This window comes from Aeromonas sp. QDB34 (assembly GCF_027705405.1).
Taxonomy (GTDB): domain Bacteria; phylum Pseudomonadota; class Gammaproteobacteria; order Enterobacterales; family Aeromonadaceae; genus Aeromonas; species Aeromonas hydrophila.
Genome location: NZ_JAPDBT010000001.1, coordinates 91,583 through 110,357 on the forward strand (window position 1 = coordinate 91,583; position 18,775 = coordinate 110,357).

Sequence of the window (18,775 nt, forward strand, 5' to 3'; positions counted from 1 at the left end):
TCAGATCTCATCCGGCGTGCGCAGGTTGGTGACGTTGATCCGCTCGCCACGCTTGCGGTCTTTCTCGGCAGGCATTTGAGGGCGATAGATGCCCTGATCGCCAACCACCCAGGAGAGCGGACGGCGCTCCTTGCCGATGGAGTCTTGCAGCAGCATCAGCGCTTGCAGGAATGCCTCGGGACGGGGTGGACAACCCGGAATATAGACGTCGACCGGCAGGAACTTGTCGACGCCCTGAACAACCGAGTAGATGTCGTACATGCCGCCGGAGTTGGCGCAGGCACCCATGGAGATGACCCACTTGGGTTCGAGCAGCTGTTCATACAGACGCTGGATGACGGGGGCCATCTTGATGAAGGGGGTGCCGGCGATCACCATGAAATCGGCCTGGCGCGGTGAGGCACGAATGACTTCGGCACCGAAGCGGGCCACATCATGGGGGGAGGTGAAGGCGGTACACATCTCTACGTAGCAGCAGGAGATGCCGAAGTTGTAAGGCCAGAGGGAGTTCTTGCGGCCCCAGTTGACAGTGTCTTGCAGCACCTCTTCGAGGCGCCCGATCATGATGCCGCGTGAGGCCTCTTGAGCCAGGGGATCCTCGACGGTCTGGCGCTGTTCCTGGGGGTAGCGCTCAACGGGCGCATCTGGGTCGATCCGGGTCAGGGTGTACTTCATGGTGCAACCTCAAAGGGATAATCAGTAATTCAGTCTGGCTTCTTGTCGGTCAGGACGCGCTTTTTCGGTGCCCAGTCGAGGGCGCCAATGCGCCACAGGTAGACGAGTCCTACCAGCAGCAGGGAGATAAAGATGGTGGCTTCGATGAAACCGACCCAGCCGCTTTCTCGAACGGAGACGGACCAGGCGAAGAGGTAGAGTGCCTCGACGTCGAAGATGACGAAGAACATGGCAACCAGATAGAACTTGGCGGAGAAGCGTAGACGGGCATTGCCCACCGAATCGACGCCAGATTCGAAGGGTTTGTTCTTGGCACGACCATAGGCTCTACCACCCAGCAGGGCGGCAAGGCCGATCATGGTCAGGCAGATGCAGATGGCCCCAACTACATAGACAGCAAAAGCCCAATGCTGGACAGCAATATCAGCAAACATAGGAGTTTTCCCTAACCGAATTAATCACGCGACTTAACAAGGATGTTACGTATTATGCCACTTTCGTACTGATTTACATGTCATTTCAAAGGATTAATTATTAATCATCGGGAGGAAAATCGTATTTTGCTAGCGGAGTCAATGTTCCTATTTGAGAATCATTTTCAATCGCTTTTAGGATGTGACGGAAATGGCGGGATCGTGTGAAAAATAAACTAATCGTGAAATGAGAGACCCCGCAAGGCGGGGTCTGCTCGATCAGGGTTTGAGGATGGGTAGCGCCTCTTCGGCTGCCTTGCCCTGGGAGAGGGTGATCTCGACCCGACGGTTGGCCTGACGATGCTCGGGTGTGTCATTGGGATAGCGTGGCTGGGCATCTGCTACCCCCTGGGCGATGACCCGGGTGGCATCGAGTTTGGGGTTGGTCAGCAATGTGTGCACGATGGAGGCGGAGCGCAATACCGACAGTTCCCAGTTGCTGCGATAGAGCTCTACCGGGGCCTGGGAGTTGTCGGTGTGGCCGGTGACCACCACCTTGCCCGGAATGTCAGCCAGAATGCCGGAGATCTTGTTGACCAGCGGGATGAACTGGGGCTGCAGGAAGGCGGAGTCGGCCGGGAACAGCGCCTTCTCGCCGATGCGGATCACCAGCTGGCTGCCCAGTTGTTCCACCTCCAGATCCTTGGATTCAATCTGTGCCTTGAGCTGTTGCTCCAGCTTCTTCTTGGTGACCTGCACCCACTCCTGCTCCTTGGTCTTGTGAGGCCATGATTCCGTTGCGCTCGGCTTTTCCGAGGCACCTATGGTCTCGTTGAAGGGGTCCGAGGCGGCCATGGGGGCATCCTTCTCCAATACCGTCTCCTTCTTCGGGCTGCTGGGAGTGGTTTTGGACTCGGGTTCCAGGATCCCGGTACCGCCCTGCATCACGGGGGAGCCCGCGGCAGGGGAGATGAGGCCAATTTTGCCCAGCGATTCGATGAAGCCCTGGATCAGCACCCGGGTTTCAGACTGCTTGGCCATGGCAAAGGAGTAGAGCACCACGAACAGGGCGAACAGCAGTGTCATGAAGTCGGCATAGGAGACCAGCCAGCGTTCGTGGTTCTCCGGCGCTTCAGCCTTTTTCTTTTTTGCCACCGTGGCCTCCGAGATAGGGTTCGAGGGTGACTTGCAGGCGTTGCTGGGATTCGCCATCCACGATGCAGAGGATACCGGTCAGGGTCATCTCCTTGTAGTGGCGGATCTGATGGGCAAACCCTTTGTAGCGGTTGCCAAATGGTAAAAAGATGAGGTTGGCGGCCGATACCCCATAGATGGTGGCGATAAAGGCCACCGCGATGGCGCCACCCAGTTTGTCAGGGGCATCCAGCAGGCCCATGGCGTGGATCAGGCCGAACACGGCGCCGACGATCCCCATGGTCGGGCAGTAGCCGCCCATGGCTTCATAGAATTTGACGGTCTGCTCGAGATCTTCTTGCTCGAACTCGATCTCGTTCTCCAGCACCTCGTGGATCTTGGTCTTCTCGTAGCCATCGACCATCATCTGCACCCCTTTTTGCAGGAAGGGATCCTTGATCTCGTCGATCATGCCTTCAAGAGCCAGCATGCCGCTGCGTCTGGCGTTACCGGCCAGGTTTTCCAGCAGTTCGGCCTGCTGCTGCATGTCGAGTTTGAGGGGGGCCAGCAGCCACTTGAAACGCTTGAGAGTGCTGCCGACAACGGAGAAGGGGAACTGGGTCAAGGCGGCACCTATGGTACCTCCGATCACGATGAGGAAGGCGGGCAGATCGAGCAGGGCGCTGGGATGTCCACCCTCGATCATGTTGCCGCCCAGGATGGCGATCAATGCCAGGACCAAGCCGATTAAACTCATTTTTTATACATCCCTGAATATTGATAATGGCTAGTGTAGCTATTTAAGTATCAGTTTTTCAAAATGATATCCAATCGATGAGCAATAAAGTCAGAGCCTTGACCTTGATGGACAGATTTCTTTCCCGGGTGGCAAGGAGCCGGGCCACGAAGGGCGTTTTACCGAAAAAGAGGGGGCTGTCGCGGGATTTTGACGAGAATGGGGTCTGGCGTATCAGACTGCAAATGCTGAAAGGTAAAAACCGGCACCTGAGCCAGTTTTTTTAGATTGGGTGATGGGGAGAGATGCGTCACTCTGCGTGATCCTTTCGGGGTGGAAGCCAGCCGTTCGCCACAGGTAACGTTGCTTGCCCCTGTGGGGGGTTGCTTTTTCTAACGGGAGTTACGCATCTGAAAACCCAAAAAGCAAAAAACCGACCATCAGGTCGGTTCTTTAAATTTGGCGGTGAGGGAGGGATTCGAACCCTCGATACGTTGCCGTATACACACTTTCCAGGCGTGCTCCTTCAGCCACTCGGACACCTCACCAAATTTTCGCTCGCAGCGCCGTTGCGCTGGAACGGGGCGTAATTTAGGGGAAAGGGCTGCCTGGGTCAACCACTTTTCCCCTTATTTTTCATAATCTTTATCGAACGCCTATCCCTTGAACAGAATGCCGGTTTTTTAAACCCGATCAGGGCTTGGGGAGGATGATCAGGCTGTCCGGCAGCTCGTTCTGGTCACGGGTAGCGGGGAAGGCGTCGGTGAGAATGGCGCTGGTCCGCTCGATGCACTCGAGGAAACCCTGCTCCACCTCCTTGTTGCGCACCCGGCGGGTGAAGTCATCGATGATCTCCTGCCACTGGCCATTGTCGATGTGCTGGGCGATGCCGTCATCCACCAGAATCTCCACGTAGTGCTCGGCCACCGAGACGAAGATCAGCACCCCCAGCCTGTCCCGGGTACGATGCAACCCCTGTTCGACAAACTGCAGGCGTGCCATCAGGGCAGCCCTGTGCTGGCGAACCTGTTTGGGGATCAGGTACATCTTGATGGGGGTCCAGTGGAACAGGATGCTCAGCACCAGCCAGACCGACCACTGCACCAGCAGGATTTCGTACCAGCCGAGCCAGAAACCGAGCTCGAATACCAGCAGCGGGGTGAGCATGGCCAGCAGCGCCGCCCACAGGGTGGGGATGTAGCGATAGCCGTCGCTGGCGGGGGCCAGTACGGTCACCAGCTCGGCATCGGTTGCCTGCTCCGCCTGTTTGACCTTGGCCTGCAGCGTGTGAAAGAACTGTTTCGAAATCATGTGTTGTCTCTTAATCCCTGTTACCAACCACCGGAGGCACCGCCGCCGCCGAAACTGCCGCCCCCTCCACTGAAACCGCCGCCGCCACCAAAGCCACCACCGGAGCGACCGGCACCGAAGCCACCGGCAAGGTAAGCGGCGCGGCGCCGGCCACCTCTGCCGCCGCCACCACCGCCACGCAGGTTGTGCAGCACGATCATCACAATCACCATCAGAATGAACAGCCAGGGCCCGCCCAGCTTATCCTTGCTGGCGTTCTCTACCGGTTTGTACTCGCCCGCCAGCGCCTGCATGATCGCCTGGCTGCCGGCGACTACCCCGGCCACCATGTCGCCGCGTTTGAACGCGGGCAGGATCCGGGTTTGGATGATGTTGGCGGCGATGGCATCGGGCAGGGCACCTTCCAGCCCGTAACCCACCTCGATGCGTACCTTGCGTTCATCCTGGGCGATCAGCAGCAGCACCCCGTTATCTTTTCCCTTCTGGCCGATGCCCCAGTGACGGCCGAGCTGATAGCCGTACTCCTCGATGGTGTCGCCCGCCAGCGTGTCGATGGAGACCACCACCAGCTGGATGCCGCTGCGCTTCTCGAATGCCGCCAGCTGCTGGGTGAGCTGGTGTGCCTGCTTGCGGGACATCAGGTTGGCCTCGTCCACCACTCGCCCGCTCAAGGCGGGAAAGGTGGGGGCGGCGGACACCACCGCCGTCCACAACAGCAGGCAGGACAACAAGGCATGGATCACGCGCTTCATTGGAAGCTGACCTTGGGCGCCTCATCGGCACCGGGCTTGGCGCTGAACGTGGGTTTGGCCTCCAGATCCGAGTAGAGCAGCTTGGACCAGATAACGCCGGGGAAGGTGCGGATCTCGGTATTGAACTGACGAACCGCTTCTATGTAGTCGCGCCGGGCCACCGAGATACGGTTTTCGGTGCCTTCCAGCTGGGCCTGCAGAGTGAGGAATTGCTGATCCGCTTTGAGTTCCGGGTAGCGCTCGACCACCACCATCAGCCGGGAGAGGGCGCCGGAGAGCTGGTTCTGGGCCGCTTCAAACTCCTTGAGCTGGGCGGGATCGCTGACCTGCAGGCTGCCCACCCGGGCTCTGGCATCGGTCACTGCCTTGAGGGTCTCCTGCTCGTGGCTGGCGTAACCCTTGACGGTGGCCACCAGATTGGGGACCAGATCGGCACGGCGCTGATACTGGTTTTCGACCTGGCCCCAGCTCGCCTTGACCTGCTCATCCAGGGTCGGAATATTGTTCATGCCGCAACCGGTCAGGCCCAGCAGCAGGCTCATAACCAACAGGGACTGGGTTGCCCTCTGCCAGAGTGAAGTGGCCATCTTGTTGTTCTCCATTGACATTTTTTGCAGATAACGGCTCACCATACCAGCTTGTGGTCAACCGCCACAACGGGCGGGCAGCCTGGGTTTGTGATAAGCCATCGAAACCTTGGGCAGTTGCGGCTTGTCTTTGAGCCAGGAGGCCAGTTCGGCGCCGCAGCCGTTGCCGGGCGGGATCGGCGCCTGAGGCTGGCAATCAGGGCTGCCGGCCGGGCAGCGCAGACGCACATGAAAGTGGCTGAAGTGGCCGACCCAGGGGCGCAATTTGGCGACCCAGGGTTCATCAGGCGCCCGTTTGCATACCTCGGCCTTGAGCACCGGGTTGATGAAGATGCGGGCGACCTCGGGCTTGCTTGCCGCCAAACGCAGCAGGTTTAGCTGCTGGGGGCCGAAGCGCCCGGGCAGCACCCGGTAGCTGGGCTCATCGATCAGCGCCCACTCTTTGGGGGCATCCTGCTCCCATGTTGAGATGGGCTGGTTGGCCATGCGAAACCAGATGTCGGCGTCAAGGCCGGTTTGGTGGCTGCGGTGACCGGAGGTGAAGGGGCCGCCGTGGGCCATGGCGAGATCGGCGATATAGAGATCCGGCATGCCGGCCATGCGGGTCTGGTTGGCCAGGGTGGTCAGGTAGGCGATGAGCTCGGGGTGGCCGTAGTAGCGCAGTCGCTTGGTGCGGATCACCTGATAGCCGGGGCCGGTCAGCGGCAGCGCTACCCCGTTCTTGAGGCAGCCGGCGGAGTAGCCGCCAATCGCTTCAGCCTGGTGGGGATGAGGTTCGGCAAGAAAGGTACTGGCCATGAAGAGCAGGGTGGTGGCAAGCATGAGACTCCCGACAAGCATGCGAATGGGCTCAGATGAAGAGAATGATACCAAGAGTCCGGTGAGGCCGTCACCCGATGAGCGAGCCCGGTTGCATCCCGGTGTCGGGCTCGCGCACAATGCGCGACAAAATTGGTGCATCCAGGGCGTGTGAACGCACAGGCAAGAGGAGAAGAGAATGAAGGTCAGTGAGCTGGTGAACAAAGAGGGACTGGTCTGGCTGATGCCCCCTGCTCGCCGTTTCTATCCGGTGATGGTGGTGCTGTTGCTGGCGAGCCTGGTCACCGTGCTGGCCGCCGTCGGTCTGGGTTATCCGCAAATGGGCTTGCTGCCCTGGGTGGGGCTGGTGTTTGGCGGCATAGTGCTGCTGATGATGATACTGCCTCGCAGCTGGCAGCGCTGGCGGCTGGCGGAGCTGGCCTGGGACGAGACGCATCTTTATCTGCTCAATGGCAGCAGTGATCGGGCACAGGCCTTGCCAAGATCGGTACTGGTCGGGATCGAGCGGGATCGCAAGGTGGGCCACGATGGTCAGTGGCTGGCCTTCAGCCTGGATCTGGCGCTGAACGATGAGCAGTTGGCGGCCGCCACTGCGCTGATGGGGTTGAGTCGGGAAGGCGCCCATGTCGTGGCGCCCGGCATCTATCGCTTTGGCTTTAAGCGCGCCTGGCATGGTCGACGCACGCTGCAGGGGCTGCTGGATACCCTGCTCCCCATATGAGCTGACTATTTTCTCGACAATCTTCCCCAAAGCTCAGATACTGCCAGTGACTCGAATTGATCTTGCCCGTTCTGTTCACCCAAGAGATCAATGACTTGAGTGAACCGTACGGGGGAGTGCCCAGGCATGATGCCCTGGCAGGTCCGGCATGGGGGTTGTGCCCTTACCTTTGTGTTGGTGATTGGATAGAGAAGGCACCTTGAATCGAGAGTGGATGGCATGAAGATTTACGTAGGTAATCTGTCGTACCGGATGACGGCCGACGAACTGACAACCGTGTTCAGCCAATTTGGGCAGGTAGACAAGGTCGATATCATCATCGATCGCGATACCGGTCAGTCCAAGGGGTTTGGCTTCATTGAAATGCCTGTCAATGGCGAGGCTGAAAAGGCCATCGCCGGTTTGCATGGCACCGAAATCGGTGGCCGTACCATCACAGTCAACCAGGCCAAGCCGAAGACAGATGCACCACGTGGTCGCCCCCAGCGTCATCGCTGAGCTGCCTCGATAACGCAAAACGGCATGGGTTTCCCCATGCCGTTTTTGTTTCTGGCGTTTGCCAGGCGAATCAGGGTACGTCGTAACCGAGCGCCGCCTTGCGGATGCGGAACCACTGCTGGCGATTGAGGACGATGGATTCAGCGGCCACGGCGGCGGCAATTCGCTCCCGCTTGCCGGAGCCAATCAGCGGCAGCGGCTGGCTTGGCAGCATCATGACCCAGGCGTAGACCACCTGTTCTATCTGTTCGGCGCCCACTTCCTGGCGGATCTGCTCGAGTTCGGCACGCAGCGGGGCATATTCGGGAGCCTGGAACAGGCGCCCGCCACCGAGGCAGGACCAGGCCATCGGCTTGATGCGCAGTTGCTGGCATTGGTCCAGGGTACCGTCCAGGGTGGTGCTCTGGTTGAGCGGCGAGATCTCCAGCTGGTTGGTCACCAGCGGGAAGGGCAGACGCGACTGCAGCAGCTCGAACTGGCGAGGGGTGAAGTTGGAGACCCCGGCATGCTTGATCTTGCCTGCCTGCTTGAGGGTAATGAAGGCATCGGCCACTTCGTCGGCATCCATCAGGGGATCCGGGCGGTGGATCAGCAGCAGATCCAGATGGTCGGTGGCCAGCTTTTGCAAGGAGGCCTCGGCACTGGCGATGATGTGCGCCTTGCCGGTGTTGTAGTGATTCAGCGCGTGTTCCGGTTTGGCGGTGAGGGCGATGCCACACTTGCTGACGATCTCCATCCGGCTGCGCAGAGAGGGTTCAAGGCGCAGGGCGTTGCCGAAGGCCTCTTCGCACTGGTAGCCACCATAGATATCGGCGTGATCGATGGTGGTGACCCCCAGATCCAGGTGGTACTTCATCAGATCCAGCAGGGCGTTCGGGGAGAGTTGCCACTCCATCAGACGCCAGTAACCCATGATGAGGCGAGAAAAGGTCGGGCCCTGTGGATGCAGAGAGAGGCGGGATACGGACATGGTGGCTCCTTGGCGGATAAGGGAAAAAATGCTGCCAGCATCTTGGTCTCTTCTGGCTGGCAAGGCAATAATGCGGCTTTTGTTAATTCGAACTTTGGTTCTGAAGGGGAAGGAAATGGACGGTTTTGCCGAGCGCTTGCACAGCCTGATCGGGACGGGCAGCATCAGTGCCTTTGCCCGCAAGGTGGGGTTGAGTGAGGCCCTGATCCGTAAATATCTGAAAGGAGCCGAACCCGGCCTTGGCAAGGCCAACCAGATTGCCATGGCCGCCAACTGCTCGCTGGAGTGGCTTGCCACCGGCTGCGGCTACCTTTATCGGCAGGCGGAAGTGGTGGACAGAGAAGCGCTGAGCGCCGCCGGTACCTTGTTGCAGGAACAGTTGCCGCAGCAGCGCCTGCCCGCAGAAGGCGAGCTGGTTACCCTGCTCGCCTACTACCAGTTCTTGCGCAGTCACAAGCAGGCTGACGGATTTCTGGATCTGGCGCGGGCGCGGGAGTTTGGCAAACACCTGCATGAGGCGTGAGCCTGGATGGGGATGGCCGGGCAACGGCCGGGGATTATTCTGATACCCTCTAAAGCAGATGAGGGCAGCGGGGAGAGGGTGATGGGCTATCTGATCTTGGGCAGCGGCGGATTGGGCGCGGCGCTGGCACATGAGCTATCCGCCCGTGGCGAGGAGCTGGTGCTGGCCGGCAGGCAGTTGCCCAAGGGCGTGGATCCCGCCTGCTATTTCCCGTTGCAGGAGGTGGATGTGCTCTCCTTCGATGCCTTGTTCACCCTCTATGACACGGCGCCGCTGCCGAGCGTGGTGATCAACACCATCGGCCTGCTGCACGACATCAACTTCATGCCGGAGCGGCGGGTGGAGGAGGTCAACCCCAGGTGGCTGTGCGACAGCCTGCTTGCCAACGCCTGGCCGCAGCTGGCTCTGGCCGCCTGCCTGAGCCGCCGAATGACGCCGGATGCCCGCCTCTGGCTTTGCTCTCTTTCCGATCTGGCCGGCAGTCTTGGCGCCAACGAGACGGGCAGCCGTTACAGCTACCGGATGAGCAAGGCTGCGCTCAACATGGGGGCAAGAACGTTGGCCCACGAGTGGCGGGAGCGCTTCCCCGCCGCCGGGGTTGTCACCGTGCACCCGGGGCTGATGGCCACCCCCATGAGTCAACCCTTTCTCGATGAACTGGCGGCCGAGACCTTGCAGGATCCGGCGCTGGTGGCGCCGCGTCTGCTTGATCTCATCAACCAGTTGTCGCCGGCCCAGTCCGGCGGCTTCCTCGACCTGCAGGGCCAGCCGCTGCCCTGGTAAGCCGTCACCGGCTTCACATTCCGGAAACGGCCCGCTTGCCAAGCCAGCTCCTGCTGGCTAACGTCATCCTCCTGCTTCAGGAGGGATGTCATGCGCTATATCGATTTACGAAGTGATACGGTCACCCAGCCCACGGATGCCATGCGTCAGAGCATGCTGCATGCCGAGGTGGGGGATGATGTCTACGGGGAAGATCCCGGCGTCAATGCACTGGAGGCCCGCGGGGCCGAGCTGCTTGGCAAGGAGGCCGCACTGTTTGTCCCCTCGGGCACCATGTCCAACCTGCTGGCGGTGATGAGCCACTGTCAGCGGGGTGAGGGAGCCATCGTGGGTCAGGCGGCCCACATCTATCGCTATGAGGCGCAGGGGAGCGCCGTGCTGGGCTCGGTCGCGCTGCAGGCGGTGCCCATGCAGGCCGATGGTTCGCTGGCAGTGGCCGATGTCGCCGCGGCGATCGCCCCTGATGATGCCCATTTTGTACAGACCCGGCTGGTCTGCCTTGAAAACACCCATAACGGCAAGGTGCTGCCTCTTCACTACCTGCAGGCGATGCGCAAGTTCGTCGACGAACGCGGGTTGCAACTGCATCTGGATGGTGCCCGTTTGTTCAACGCAGCCGTGGCGAGCGGCCATGGGGTACACGAGCTGGCCGCACCCTTTGACAGCATCTCCATCTGCCTCTCCAAGGGGCTGGGAGCACCGGTAGGGTCGCTGCTGGTGGGCTCTCGCGTCTTCATCGCCCGCGCCAGACGGCTGCGCAAGATGCTGGGTGGCGGCATGCGCCAGGCGGGGATCCTGGCGCAGGCCGGTCTGTTTGCCCTCGATCAGCATGTGGCCCGGTTGGCGGATGATCACCGCCGTGCCAGACGGCTGGCCGAAGGGTTGGCCGCGTTGCCCGGCATCGAGCTGGATCTCGCGCTGGTGCAGACCAACATGGTATTTCTGCGGCTGGTGAAAGGGGACGCCGAGGCGCTGCTCGCGTTCATGAAGGAGCGGGGGATCCTCTTCTCCGGTTACGGCGAGATGCGGCTGGTGACCCACCTGCAGATCACCGATGACGACATCGACGAGGTGATCGATGCCTTCACCGAGTACCTTGTCGTACGTTAAGGTTCACTCAATCAAACAGGGCGCCAAGGCGCCCTGTTTGATTGTTGAGAAAAAAGCGGGTCACGCCTGGCGCTGGCCGCTCATCAGCATGGCCTCGTCGGTGGCGTCGTAGATCATTACCGCGATGTGAGTCACCTGACCGCCAAAATCGGCCAGCGGCACCAGCGTGAGGTTCTGGAACATGTGGGGAGCTGAGCCGGTGATCGGGCGGTAGTTGGAAAAACGCAGCAGATAGGGTTTCTGCTCCCAGGTGCTGAAGGCGCGGTTGTTGAGCTTGAACACCATGTTGGCCTTGCGCTCGAACCAGGCCCGATCCACATCGGGGAAGAGTTCGAACAGCACGCCATCGCGCACTTCGCCGGCCAACCGGCCGCTGTGGCTCTCCATGAAGCCGTTCCACACCTGCACCTTGTACTCCTTGTCGAGCACCACCAGCCCCACATCCAGGTTCTGGACTATGTTCATCAGCCAATGAAATTCACGGATTTCCATGGTCACTCCTAGAGCATGTGCATGATTTTGTTGTTCATGGTGGCGATGGAATCTTCGGTAAACAGCAGCAGCAGATCGCACTGCACCGCGTAATCCTGGACCCGGTAGTTGATCTCGATGGCAAGGGTGCGGCGCCAGCGGCTCTTGTTGGTGTTGATGAGCTCGTTGATGGGTCTGTGCTGGCCGAGTACCACTGGGTGGCCCTGACTGAAGGGGGTATCGAGCTGGCTGGCATAACCGCGCAAAAAGGCGCCGATCAGCACGTTGGCAGTATCCATCAGGAGTTCCAGTTCGGCGTTGCGATCGAGCACGCCCTGATGGTTCATCAGCCGGGCCAGATCCTTGAAACTGGAATCGTGGAACAGGATCAGCGCCTCGCCGGCTATACCGGCGCCGATGAAGCCCTGACAGACGGCGGAGAGGGTATCCGAGTCGGCGGCGGCCGAGAGGGCCATGTGCAGCTCGGACACTTCCAGCACGTTGACGTTGGGAATGGGCAGCACCACGAAGGCGTTGAGCAGGCGGGCCAGCAGGTCGGCGGCCTGGCCCATGGAGACGTTGGCGAGCTCCTGATAGACGTCGCGCACCTCGGGACTGATCTTGATGCCGGTATCCAGGCTGCCGACATCACTGACACTCTGGCCGGTGGGCCGGGTGTCATGGGCAGTGGCGGCGCCTTTGGCCTGCCACAGATCGTGCTGTTTCAGCAGGGCGCTGAGGGTTTCCGGTGCGGCGGGTTTCTTGATGAAATCCAGCGCTCCCAGCCCCATCACTCGCTGATAGGCTTCCGGCTGGATATCGCCGGAGACCACGAAGACCTTGTTGCGCAGCCCCTCCCGCTGGAGGGTCTCCAGCACGCCGTAGCCATCCATTTCCGGCATGGTCAGGTCGAGAAAGATCAGATCCCCATGACCCATCAGCACCTGCTCTATCCCTTCCAGCCCGTTGGCGGCGTAATGCAGCGTCACGTCCCAGTCGGCGGGAAGGGCGCGGGCCAGCTGTTTACGGGCGAATCCTGAGTCATCACATATCAATACATTCATAGTGTTAGGCTGGCCTGGTCAACGAGGATTGCTATAAGTGTGGCCCGCCAACGGTCAGATGCAATGGGACAGGCTGGTCGCCGGTGAAAATTGATTGTCCCATTGGCGATTCCGGTAGCGCGCTGAATATTTTTCAACAAATTCAGCGAACATCTTAACACGCAGCGGGGCAAACTGAGGCTGGCAGCGCAACATATAGAAGGGCCGGTTGCCGGTTTTCCAGTCGGGCAGTACCGGGACCAGCTGCTCATCCTGCAGGAAGGGATGCACGTAGTGGAGCGGGGCATTGACGATCCCCAGGTGGCGTCTGGCTGCCCGGACGGCAGCCTGGGTCTGGTTGACGGTCAGTTTGGCGGTGCGCTTGATCTGTACCGTCTGCTCGTCCCTATCGGTCAACTGCCAGTGCTGGTGTGGCCAGCAGTAGATCAGTGCGTGCTCTTCCAGCTGGGCGGGATGCGCCGGAGTACCCATCTTCTCCAGATAGAGCGGGGAGGCAAACAGGCCGTATTCGATGTGGCCAAGGCAGAGTGCGTTGGGCAAGGATTGTGGCAGCTCGCCGTTGAAGAACACCAGATCCCGGTCGTTGTCGAACAGATGCTGGTGGTCGTTGGTCTGGGTAATGTCGAACTGCACCTCGGGGTAGTGCAGGCCAAAGTCCGCCAGCATGTCGACCAGGATGGTGTTGGAGAGGGCGATGGGGGCCGCCAGACGGATCACCCCGTTGATGTCGGCCTCTTTGCCCTGGATCTCGCCAGTGGCCTGCTCGATCGCGGCCAGCGGGGTGCACAGGCGCTCGTAGTAGCGCAATCCTTCGTCGGTGAGGCGGAGTTTGCGGGTGGATCTGTGTAGCAAGGAGCAGCCGAGCTGCTCTTCCAGCTGAGAAATACGTCGACTGATGGTGCCGGTTGGCATGCCAAGTGCGGCAGCCGCGTGGGAGAAGCCTCCCTCTTGCACCACCTTGACGAACAGATAGAACTCTTCGATGTACTTCATAAGCGGTGTTCTGGGTGTAACAAGCCAGTGACCTTAAGAAGAGGCGCCCGCCTTGGCAAGCTCAATCCGGCGTTTAATTGATCTGGATTAGATTCGACTCCCGCTGGTACTGGTGCAACAGCCGGACAAATTCGACCGGATCCCGGTCAAGGCTGTTGTCCGGCACCAGCAGATCGTAGCCGAGCAGCTCGCGCAGCCGGGCCATGCGGTTGGCCAGCATGGCGATCACCCCCTCATAGCGCTGGCCGGAGGGAGAGCGAAAATGGCTCTCTTCCAGCAATCCCTCGCCCTGAAAGGCACAGGCACAACCCCCGCTGCTGCAGGCCGGTTGTTCGCTGCGCAGTGCCTGTAGCAAGACGCTGCGTTGCTCGGTCAGCAGGCGTACTGCCAATCTGGGTGTGATCAATGTCAAAAAATCGTCGTAATCTTTTATTTTCAAACCGATATAGGGCAGGGGGACCAGATCCCAGCCCAGATGAATGCGCGGCTGGTCTATTCGCTGAATATTTCTCCATTTCAGGATCCAACCGCCGTATTTATGGTGATATTGCAGACAATCGTGACAGAGCGAGAGACTGAAATGTGGTTCAATCAGCTTCAATGAGCCGATAAATATCATCATCAGACCCGCCAGCAGGCCGGAGACGAGGGGGATTAGTGGTTGTTCACCGAATAAAAAAAGTATAAAAATCATAGTAATGGTTACTATGATGCCCAACAATACCAACGTGAGTCCGTTTTTTCTGACCATGGGTTTCACATGTAGCGTTTTCATATGAAGTCAGCCCTTTGCGCATGCTTGTTTCACATTATGGGCTGGATCCGATTTTGTACCAGCACCGGGTGCCCGGGAGGGTCCTCCGTCGCTGGGTTTCCCTGTGATCACACATCATGAATCACCATATTAGATGAATACGCTAGACGAACGGTTATTGAACGGGATGGATGTGCTGCATACCCCAATCTGGGTTTATGACATCCGGCATCACCACATCTATTGGGCCAATCGCGCCGCCTTGAGCGTGTGGGAAGCAAGCTCGCTGGGCGAACTGCAATCGCGCGACTTCTCGGCCGACATGGCACAGGCCATCGATCTGCTGCTGCAGCGTTACCTCGGGGATTTCCAGCAGGGGCGCAGCTACAGCGAGTGGTGGACCCTTTCCCCCAAGGGCGTGAAAAAGCAGATCTACCTGCGTCTCTCCGGCATCCAGCTGGCGGGTCGGCTGATGATGATGACCGAAGCGGTGATCGACGCCGATACCCTCTATCAGGAGTCCTCGCTCGCCACCGGCGATACCCTGGCCTGTCTGTTTGACAATCAGGGCCAGCTGGAGAGCGGCAACCACCATTTCGACATGTGTTTCGGCAACCAGATCCGCTACCTCTCCCAGCTCTTCTCCGGCAATGATGAGGCTTTCTACCAGAAGCTCTCCCGCCTCGATGAAGTGGTGGCCGAGGGGGAGTGCCGCACCCTCAAGGGGATGCGCTGGTTTCAGTACCAGTTTCGCCACATTCAGCAGGGGGCCCAGATCCTGCTCACCATGCGCGACATCACCGACCGCAAGCTGGAAGAGCTGGAACACCGTCACTTGGCCTGGCACGACTCGCTGACCGGCCTGCTCAACCGCTATGGCTTGATGAAATCGCTGGAGGCCTATTGCGGGCTGGGCGGGCGTTTTGCGCTGGTGTTCATGGACTTGGACAACTTCAAGCTGGTCAACGACAACTACGGCCACAAGGCCGGTGATCGGCTGCTGGAGCGGGTTGCCGGCCGGCTCAAGCAGATCTGTCCGCGCGATGTGGAGCTGGCCCGGCTCGGTGGCGACGAATTCACTGCCCTGGTGCCGCTCAGCCACTCGAGCGATCGGGCGCAGGAGGTAGCCGACCTCATGCTCTCCCAGATGACCAAGCCGCTGCAGCTGAGCGGCGTGCCCGAGGTGACCATCGGCGGCAGCATCGGCATCGCCATCTATCCGGACGATGCGGACGACGGCGACAACCTTATCACCCGCGCCGACATGGCCATGTACCAGGCCAAGCAGATGGGCCGGCTGCGCTGGCAGCGCTTCACCCCCAGCATGCAGCAGACTCTGCATCGCAAGCTGACCCTGAAGCAGTTCCTGGCCAAGGCCATCGGGCGGGGGGAGCTGAGCCTCTGCTATCAGCCTCAGGTGGATGTGGCACAGGGCAAGCTGCTTGGGTACGAGGCGCTGCTGCGCTGGCACAATCCCGTGCTGGGCCACGTCTCGCCGGTGGAGTTCATCCCGCTGGCGGAAGAGATGGGGCTGATCCGCGAGATAGGCAGCTGGGTGCTGTCGACGGCGCTGGCCCAGATGGCCCACTGGCAACGGGAGTGGCGGGTAAACGTGCCGGTGTCGGTCAATCTTTCCGGCTTCCAGCTCTCTTCCGCCCTGCCTGAACTGGTGGCCCAGCAGCTCAAGGAGTTCGGGGTGGCGGCCAGCCTGCTGACGCTGGAGCTGACCGAAACGGTATTGATGCTGGACATGAAGGGGTGCATCGAGATCCTCGACGCTCTGAGTGCGCAGGGGATCAAGATTGCCATCGACGATTTCGGTACCGGCTACTCGTCGCTGGCCTATCTCAACCGGCTGCCCATCGACACCATCAAGCTGGATCGCTCCTTCGTGGTGGGCCTCAACCTGCCGGTGATCCGCGCTACCGTCGCCATGGCCACCAGCCTGGGTCTTGGCATCATGGCTGAAGGGGTGGAGGATGAGCACGAGCTCGCCGCCCTGCGCACCCAGGGCTGCCACGTGTTTCAGGGGTTCCTGTTCAGCAAGCCGATGACGGTGGCGCAGGTGGAAGAGAGCTGTTTCATGGTCAGCTGCAAGGCTGGCCGCTATCCGCTGGCAGGCTAGCGGATTACTCTGCTGCGGTGTTAATGCGAGGGGCCTTGGGCCCCTCGCTGTTTTTGGGTAGAGTGTGGGCTTCGTCTCTGGAGGCAACATGAACCCGACTCTCGACCTTATTCTCGCCCATCGCTCCATTCGTCAATTCACCGCCGAGCCCATCACCGACATTCAGCTCGACCAGATCCTGAGCGCGGCCCAGGCCGCTTCCAGCTCCAGCTTCCTGCAGGCCAACAGCATCATCCGGGTGACCGACAAGGCGCTGCGCAGCCGCCTGGCCGAACTGGCGGGGCACCAGGCCTACGTGGCCCAGGCCGCCGAGTTCCTGCTGTTTTGCGCCGACTACCATCGCCACTGCGACGTGGTGCCGGATGCCCAGACCGGCTTTGTGGAGCAACTGCTGATCGGTGCCATCGACGGCGCCCTGATGGCCCAGAATGCCCTGCTAGCAGCCCAATCCATGGGTCTTGGCGGCGTCTATATCGGTGGGATCCGCAACAATCCGGCCGCCGTGAGCGAGGCGGTGGGGCTGCCGCATCAGGTGATCCCGCTGTTCGGCCTCTGCCTCGGCCACCCCGCCCAGGCGCCCGAACAGAAACCCCGCCTGCCTCGGGCCCTGGTGGTGCATGAAAACCGCTATCAGACCGAACTGGATCGCGAACTGCTTGCCGGCTACGACCAGCAGATCGAGGCTTACTACCAGTCCCGCAGCAGCAACAACAAGCAGCAGAGCTGGAGCGGCCAGATCCGGGGCATCCTGGGCAAGGAGGCACGCCCCTTCATGCAGGATTTCCTGCGATCCAGAGGGTTCAACCTCAAGTAATGGGCCCGATGGGCGATACTAAGGGGTAATGGCGGTGTCGCCAGCGCCGCGTGATCCTGGCTTTCCCTTGTGCTCCTGCCCGTCTGGGCACAACAAATCGGGGGCAAGCTCCGCGCTGCGGACTACCTTAACTAGGTAAGCTGTTGTAGGATCACGCAATTGGATTGGGACAGGAGTTTGGACTTCCTATGATTTTAACCTTGGTATTGCTGTCTATTGGCGCACTCCTGTTTCTGGTCATCGCCTATAACGTGGTGCAGCAATATAAGCAGAAGGCAGAGGCCGACAAGCGTCACGCCATCGCCCGCCACAAGTCGGTGGTGGATGAAACCGAATAGATGCTGCTTAACGTCAACCTGGTGCCCTTCTCCAAGAACATAGTGTTGCTGTTGCAGCACCGGATCCTCGATGCCTATCGCGCCATCGCCCTGGTGATGCCGAGCGGCCAGCTCAAGCAGCGCATTGCCGACGTGCAGACCCAGATCAAGAACGTGCAGGAGAACTACAGCAGCCAGGATGAGGGGCACTTCAAGACCCCGGAGTCTGATCGCCAGGCCATCCAGATGCTGCAGCTGGTCAAGAAGATGCGGGCCGTGCTGCGGGTCGAACACAACAAGGGCAAGATAGATCCGCAGGGCTTTGCCCAAGAGGATCGCCGCCTCGAGCTGATGCAGCTCAAGATCAACATCGCCAACCTGGTGAAGCGGGCCATGGATGCCCAGATCCAGGGGCAGTTCGGCACTTGCCGGCAGCTCTACACCAAGGGGCTTTCAGCCCTGGCCAGCGTCACCGACAAGGATCCCTACCTGATGGCCCGTGAAGAGGACATGCGGCAGGGCCTGGCCGGACTCGATGCCCACCTGCAGGAGCACAGCGAGAAAGAGCTGCAAAGCATCAAGGACAAAGAGGCGGACGAGCTGGACGTCCTGTTCCAACCCAAGAAGAAATGGTGATTATGTCGCACTCACTCGATACCACACTGGGGCCGATGGCCCCATTTGTTTGCCAGCTGTTGACCGAGCTGGAAGCCCTCGCCATCCATCCCGCCGCCATCGAGGTGGACCACCTCTGCTACCGGGCCGCCACCCTGTCGGAATACCAGGCTCTGAAGGCTCTATTGGCAAGCCATGGTGACCTGCTGGTGGAGGGGATGATTGGCGGACGGCCCATCGCCACCTACCGCCTGCATCAACCGGTGCCCCACACCCATGGCATCGTGCCCTGCATCGAGCTGGCGGCGCCCAAACCGGGTCGCAACCACCAGGCTGGGCTGGAACATATCGAACTGGTGGTGCCTTCGCTGGACGCCTTGTTGGCAGCCCATCCCGAGGTGCCCTTCAAAACCGGTAACCTGCGCGATGAGCGCAATCCTGACGTGGTGGTGATGCTGGCCTCTGGGCAGATCAAATTTCATCTGCGCACCTTGGCCGAGGTGATCGAGGAAGAGCTGGTGAGCGGCGCCGTGGTGCCGGTGCCTGCCGGCTACTACGACCAGCCTTGATGAAACGGGGCCGCTTGACCG

General features: G+C 60.2%; 21 protein-coding genes, 1 tRNA gene and 1 pseudogene. 9 read left to right on the top strand and 14 right to left on the bottom strand.

Annotated elements, in window-relative coordinates:
• From OKC29_RS00430 to mepA, 9 genes are all read right to left on the bottom strand, one after another.
• Nucleotides 1–675, bottom strand: coding sequence for a NuoB/complex I 20 kDa subunit family protein (locus tag OKC29_RS00430; RefSeq protein ID WP_005299840.1), 675 nt, complete (start codon nt 673–675; stop codon nt 1–3).
• A 29-nt stretch (nt 676–704) separates the two neighbouring features.
• Entirely contained in the window at nt 705–1,109 is a 405-nt protein-coding gene (locus tag OKC29_RS00435) for an NADH-quinone oxidoreductase subunit A (protein WP_016350419.1), read from the bottom strand.
• A 258-nt stretch (nt 1,110–1,367) separates the two neighbouring features.
• Nucleotides 1,368–2,243, bottom strand: coding sequence for a flagellar motor protein MotB (locus OKC29_RS00440; protein ID WP_011705667.1), 876 nt, complete (start codon nt 2,241–2,243; stop codon nt 1,368–1,370).
• Nucleotides 2,221–2,979: a flagellar motor protein gene (locus OKC29_RS00445; RefSeq protein ID WP_011705668.1), complete on the bottom strand. Its 759-nt coding sequence runs from the start codon at nt 2,977–2,979 to the stop codon at nt 2,221–2,223. Before OKC29_RS00445 ends, OKC29_RS00440 begins: the two co-directional genes overlap by 23 nt.
• Nucleotides 2,980–3,418: 439 nt before the next feature.
• Nucleotides 3,419–3,506, bottom strand: a tRNA-Ser gene (locus tag OKC29_RS00450).
• A gap of 145 nt (nt 3,507–3,651) precedes the next feature.
• Nucleotides 3,652–4,269 (bottom strand): TPM domain-containing protein, encoded by a 618-nt coding sequence (locus OKC29_RS00455; RefSeq protein ID WP_073349820.1) that lies wholly within the window; start codon nt 4,267–4,269, stop codon nt 3,652–3,654.
• Nucleotides 4,270–4,289: 20 nt separating this feature from the next.
• Nucleotides 4,290–5,021 carry a TPM domain-containing protein gene (locus OKC29_RS00460; RefSeq protein ID WP_073349822.1) on the bottom strand — a complete coding sequence of 244 codons (732 nt, stop codon included), beginning with the start codon at nt 5,019–5,021 and terminating at the stop codon, nt 4,290–4,292.
• Nucleotides 5,018–5,623, bottom strand: a complete 606-nt coding sequence (locus OKC29_RS00465) for a LemA family protein (RefSeq protein ID WP_162275663.1) — start codon at nt 5,621–5,623, stop codon at nt 5,018–5,020. The genes OKC29_RS00460 and OKC29_RS00465 overlap by 4 nt, the downstream gene beginning before the upstream one ends.
• A 42-nt stretch (nt 5,624–5,665) precedes the next feature.
• A complete protein-coding gene (gene mepA / locus OKC29_RS00470; protein WP_049049043.1) occupies nt 5,666–6,430 on the bottom strand; it encodes a penicillin-insensitive murein endopeptidase in 765 nt (254 codons plus the stop codon).
• A 175-nt stretch (nt 6,431–6,605) separates the two neighbouring features.
• Between mepA and OKC29_RS00475 the strand changes: the two genes are divergently transcribed.
• Nucleotides 6,606–7,148: a hypothetical protein gene (locus OKC29_RS00475; RefSeq protein ID WP_049049044.1), complete on the top strand. Its 543-nt coding sequence runs from the start codon at nt 6,606–6,608 to the stop codon at nt 7,146–7,148.
• A gap of 219 nt (nt 7,149–7,367) precedes the next feature.
• Nucleotides 7,368–7,646: an RNA recognition motif domain-containing protein gene (locus OKC29_RS00480; RefSeq protein WP_026080382.1), complete on the top strand. Its 279-nt coding sequence runs from the start codon at nt 7,368–7,370 to the stop codon at nt 7,644–7,646.
• A 70-nt stretch (nt 7,647–7,716) separates the two neighbouring features.
• On the opposite strand, the gene OKC29_RS00485 is transcribed toward OKC29_RS00480, so the two are convergent.
• On the bottom strand, nt 7,717–8,616 hold the full coding sequence (locus OKC29_RS00485) for an aldo/keto reductase (RefSeq protein WP_060389100.1): 900 nt from the start codon (nt 8,614–8,616) through the stop codon (nt 7,717–7,719).
• Nucleotides 8,617–8,731: 115 nt separating this feature from the next.
• Here OKC29_RS00485 and OKC29_RS00490 point away from each other — a divergent pair, with 115 nt between their 5' ends.
• From OKC29_RS00490 to ltaE, 3 genes are all read left to right on the top strand, one after another.
• Nucleotides 8,732–9,139, top strand: coding sequence for a helix-turn-helix domain-containing protein (locus tag OKC29_RS00490; RefSeq protein ID WP_073349832.1), 408 nt, complete (start codon nt 8,732–8,734; stop codon nt 9,137–9,139).
• Nucleotides 9,140–9,220: 81 nt separating this feature from the next.
• A complete protein-coding gene (locus OKC29_RS00495) occupies nt 9,221–9,922 on the top strand; it encodes an SDR family oxidoreductase (RefSeq protein ID WP_073349834.1) in 702 nt (233 codons plus the stop codon).
• Between the two features lie 90 nt (nt 9,923–10,012).
• Complete coding sequence (gene ltaE, locus OKC29_RS00500) at nt 10,013–11,032, top strand: low-specificity L-threonine aldolase (protein ID WP_073349836.1); 1,020 nt, start codon at nt 10,013–10,015, stop codon at nt 11,030–11,032.
• A 60-nt stretch (nt 11,033–11,092) separates the two neighbouring features.
• Here the strand turns inward: ltaE and OKC29_RS00505 are convergent, their stop codons facing one another.
• The 4 genes from OKC29_RS00505 to OKC29_RS00520 all read right to left on the bottom strand — a co-directional run bounded on the left by OKC29_RS00505 (nt 11,093) and on the right by OKC29_RS00520 (nt 14,335).
• Nucleotides 11,093–11,524 carry a PAS domain-containing protein gene (locus OKC29_RS00505; RefSeq protein WP_005346525.1) on the bottom strand — a complete coding sequence of 144 codons (432 nt, stop codon included), beginning with the start codon at nt 11,522–11,524 and terminating at the stop codon, nt 11,093–11,095.
• Between the two features lie 8 nt (nt 11,525–11,532).
• Complete coding sequence (locus OKC29_RS00510; protein WP_073349838.1) at nt 11,533–12,567, bottom strand: response regulator; 1,035 nt, start codon at nt 12,565–12,567, stop codon at nt 11,533–11,535.
• Nucleotides 12,568–12,621: 54 nt separating this feature from the next.
• Nucleotides 12,622–13,560 (bottom strand): LysR family transcriptional regulator, encoded by a 939-nt coding sequence (locus tag OKC29_RS00515; protein ID WP_011705681.1) that lies wholly within the window; start codon nt 13,558–13,560, stop codon nt 12,622–12,624.
• Nucleotides 13,561–13,633: 73 nt separating this feature from the next.
• Nucleotides 13,634–14,335, bottom strand: a complete 702-nt coding sequence (locus tag OKC29_RS00520) for a DUF2982 domain-containing protein (protein WP_073349840.1) — start codon at nt 14,333–14,335, stop codon at nt 13,634–13,636.
• 166 nt (nt 14,336–14,501) lie between these two features.
• Here OKC29_RS00520 and OKC29_RS00525 point away from each other — a divergent pair, with 166 nt between their 5' ends.
• The 4 genes and pseudogenes from OKC29_RS00525 (at nt 14,502) to OKC29_RS00540 (ending at nt 18,754) form a co-directional block, all read left to right on the top strand.
• Complete coding sequence (locus OKC29_RS00525; protein ID WP_044799806.1) at nt 14,502–16,439, top strand: putative bifunctional diguanylate cyclase/phosphodiesterase; 1,938 nt, start codon at nt 14,502–14,504, stop codon at nt 16,437–16,439.
• 88 nt (nt 16,440–16,527) lie between these two features.
• On the top strand, nt 16,528–17,253 hold the full coding sequence (nfsA, locus tag OKC29_RS00530) for an oxygen-insensitive NADPH nitroreductase (RefSeq protein WP_073349842.1): 726 nt from the start codon (nt 16,528–16,530) through the stop codon (nt 17,251–17,253).
• A gap of 188 nt (nt 17,254–17,441) precedes the next feature.
• Nucleotides 17,442–18,206: pseudogene (locus OKC29_RS00535) on the top strand (DNA repair protein).
• Entirely contained in the window at nt 18,200–18,754 is a 555-nt protein-coding gene (locus OKC29_RS00540; RefSeq protein WP_044799808.1) for a VOC family protein, read from the top strand. The pseudogene OKC29_RS00535 and the gene OKC29_RS00540 overlap by 7 nt, the downstream one beginning before the upstream one ends.
• The last annotated feature ends 21 nt before the right edge of the window (nt 18,755–18,775 follow it).

Bases quoted from the DNA above. Each gene is read 5' to 3' on its own strand.
- OKC29_RS00430 (WP_005299840.1), bottom strand. From the start codon at position 675: ATGAAGTACACCCTGACCCGGATCGACCCAGATGCGCCCGTTGAGCGC.
- OKC29_RS00435 (WP_016350419.1), bottom strand. From the start codon at position 1,109: ATGTTTGCTGATATTGCTGTCCAGCATTGGGCTTTTGCTGTCTATGTA.
- OKC29_RS00445 (WP_011705668.1), bottom strand. From the start codon at position 2,979: ATGAGTTTAATCGGCTTGGTCCTGGCATTGATCGCCATCCTGGGCGGC.
- OKC29_RS00455 (WP_073349820.1), bottom strand. From the start codon at position 4,269: ATGATTTCGAAACAGTTCTTTCACACGCTGCAGGCCAAGGTCAAACAG.
- OKC29_RS00460 (WP_073349822.1), bottom strand. From the start codon at position 5,021: ATGAAGCGCGTGATCCATGCCTTGTTGTCCTGCCTGCTGTTGTGGACG.
- OKC29_RS00465 (WP_162275663.1), bottom strand. From the start codon at position 5,623: ATGGAGAACAACAAGATGGCCACTTCACTCTGGCAGAGGGCAACCCAG.
- mepA (WP_049049043.1), bottom strand. From the start codon at position 6,430: ATGCTTGCCACCACCCTGCTCTTCATGGCCAGTACCTTTCTTGCCGAA.
- OKC29_RS00475 (WP_049049044.1), top strand. From the start codon at position 6,606: ATGAAGGTCAGTGAGCTGGTGAACAAAGAGGGACTGGTCTGGCTGATG.
- OKC29_RS00480 (WP_026080382.1), top strand. From the start codon at position 7,368: ATGAAGATTTACGTAGGTAATCTGTCGTACCGGATGACGGCCGACGAA.
- OKC29_RS00485 (WP_060389100.1), bottom strand. From the start codon at position 8,616: ATGTCCGTATCCCGCCTCTCTCTGCATCCACAGGGCCCGACCTTTTCT.
- OKC29_RS00490 (WP_073349832.1), top strand. From the start codon at position 8,732: ATGGACGGTTTTGCCGAGCGCTTGCACAGCCTGATCGGGACGGGCAGC.
- OKC29_RS00495 (WP_073349834.1), top strand. From the start codon at position 9,221: ATGGGCTATCTGATCTTGGGCAGCGGCGGATTGGGCGCGGCGCTGGCA.
- ltaE (WP_073349836.1), top strand. From the start codon at position 10,013: ATGCGCTATATCGATTTACGAAGTGATACGGTCACCCAGCCCACGGAT.
- OKC29_RS00505 (WP_005346525.1), bottom strand. From the start codon at position 11,524: ATGGAAATCCGTGAATTTCATTGGCTGATGAACATAGTCCAGAACCTG.
- OKC29_RS00510 (WP_073349838.1), bottom strand. From the start codon at position 12,567: ATGAATGTATTGATATGTGATGACTCAGGATTCGCCCGTAAACAGCTG.
- OKC29_RS00515 (WP_011705681.1), bottom strand. From the start codon at position 13,560: ATGAAGTACATCGAAGAGTTCTATCTGTTCGTCAAGGTGGTGCAAGAG.
- OKC29_RS00520 (WP_073349840.1), bottom strand. From the start codon at position 14,335: ATGAAAACGCTACATGTGAAACCCATGGTCAGAAAAAACGGACTCACG.
- OKC29_RS00525 (WP_044799806.1), top strand. From the start codon at position 14,502: ATGGATGTGCTGCATACCCCAATCTGGGTTTATGACATCCGGCATCAC.
- nfsA (WP_073349842.1), top strand. From the start codon at position 16,528: ATGAACCCGACTCTCGACCTTATTCTCGCCCATCGCTCCATTCGTCAA.
- OKC29_RS00540 (WP_044799808.1), top strand. From the start codon at position 18,200: ATGGTGATTATGTCGCACTCACTCGATACCACACTGGGGCCGATGGCC.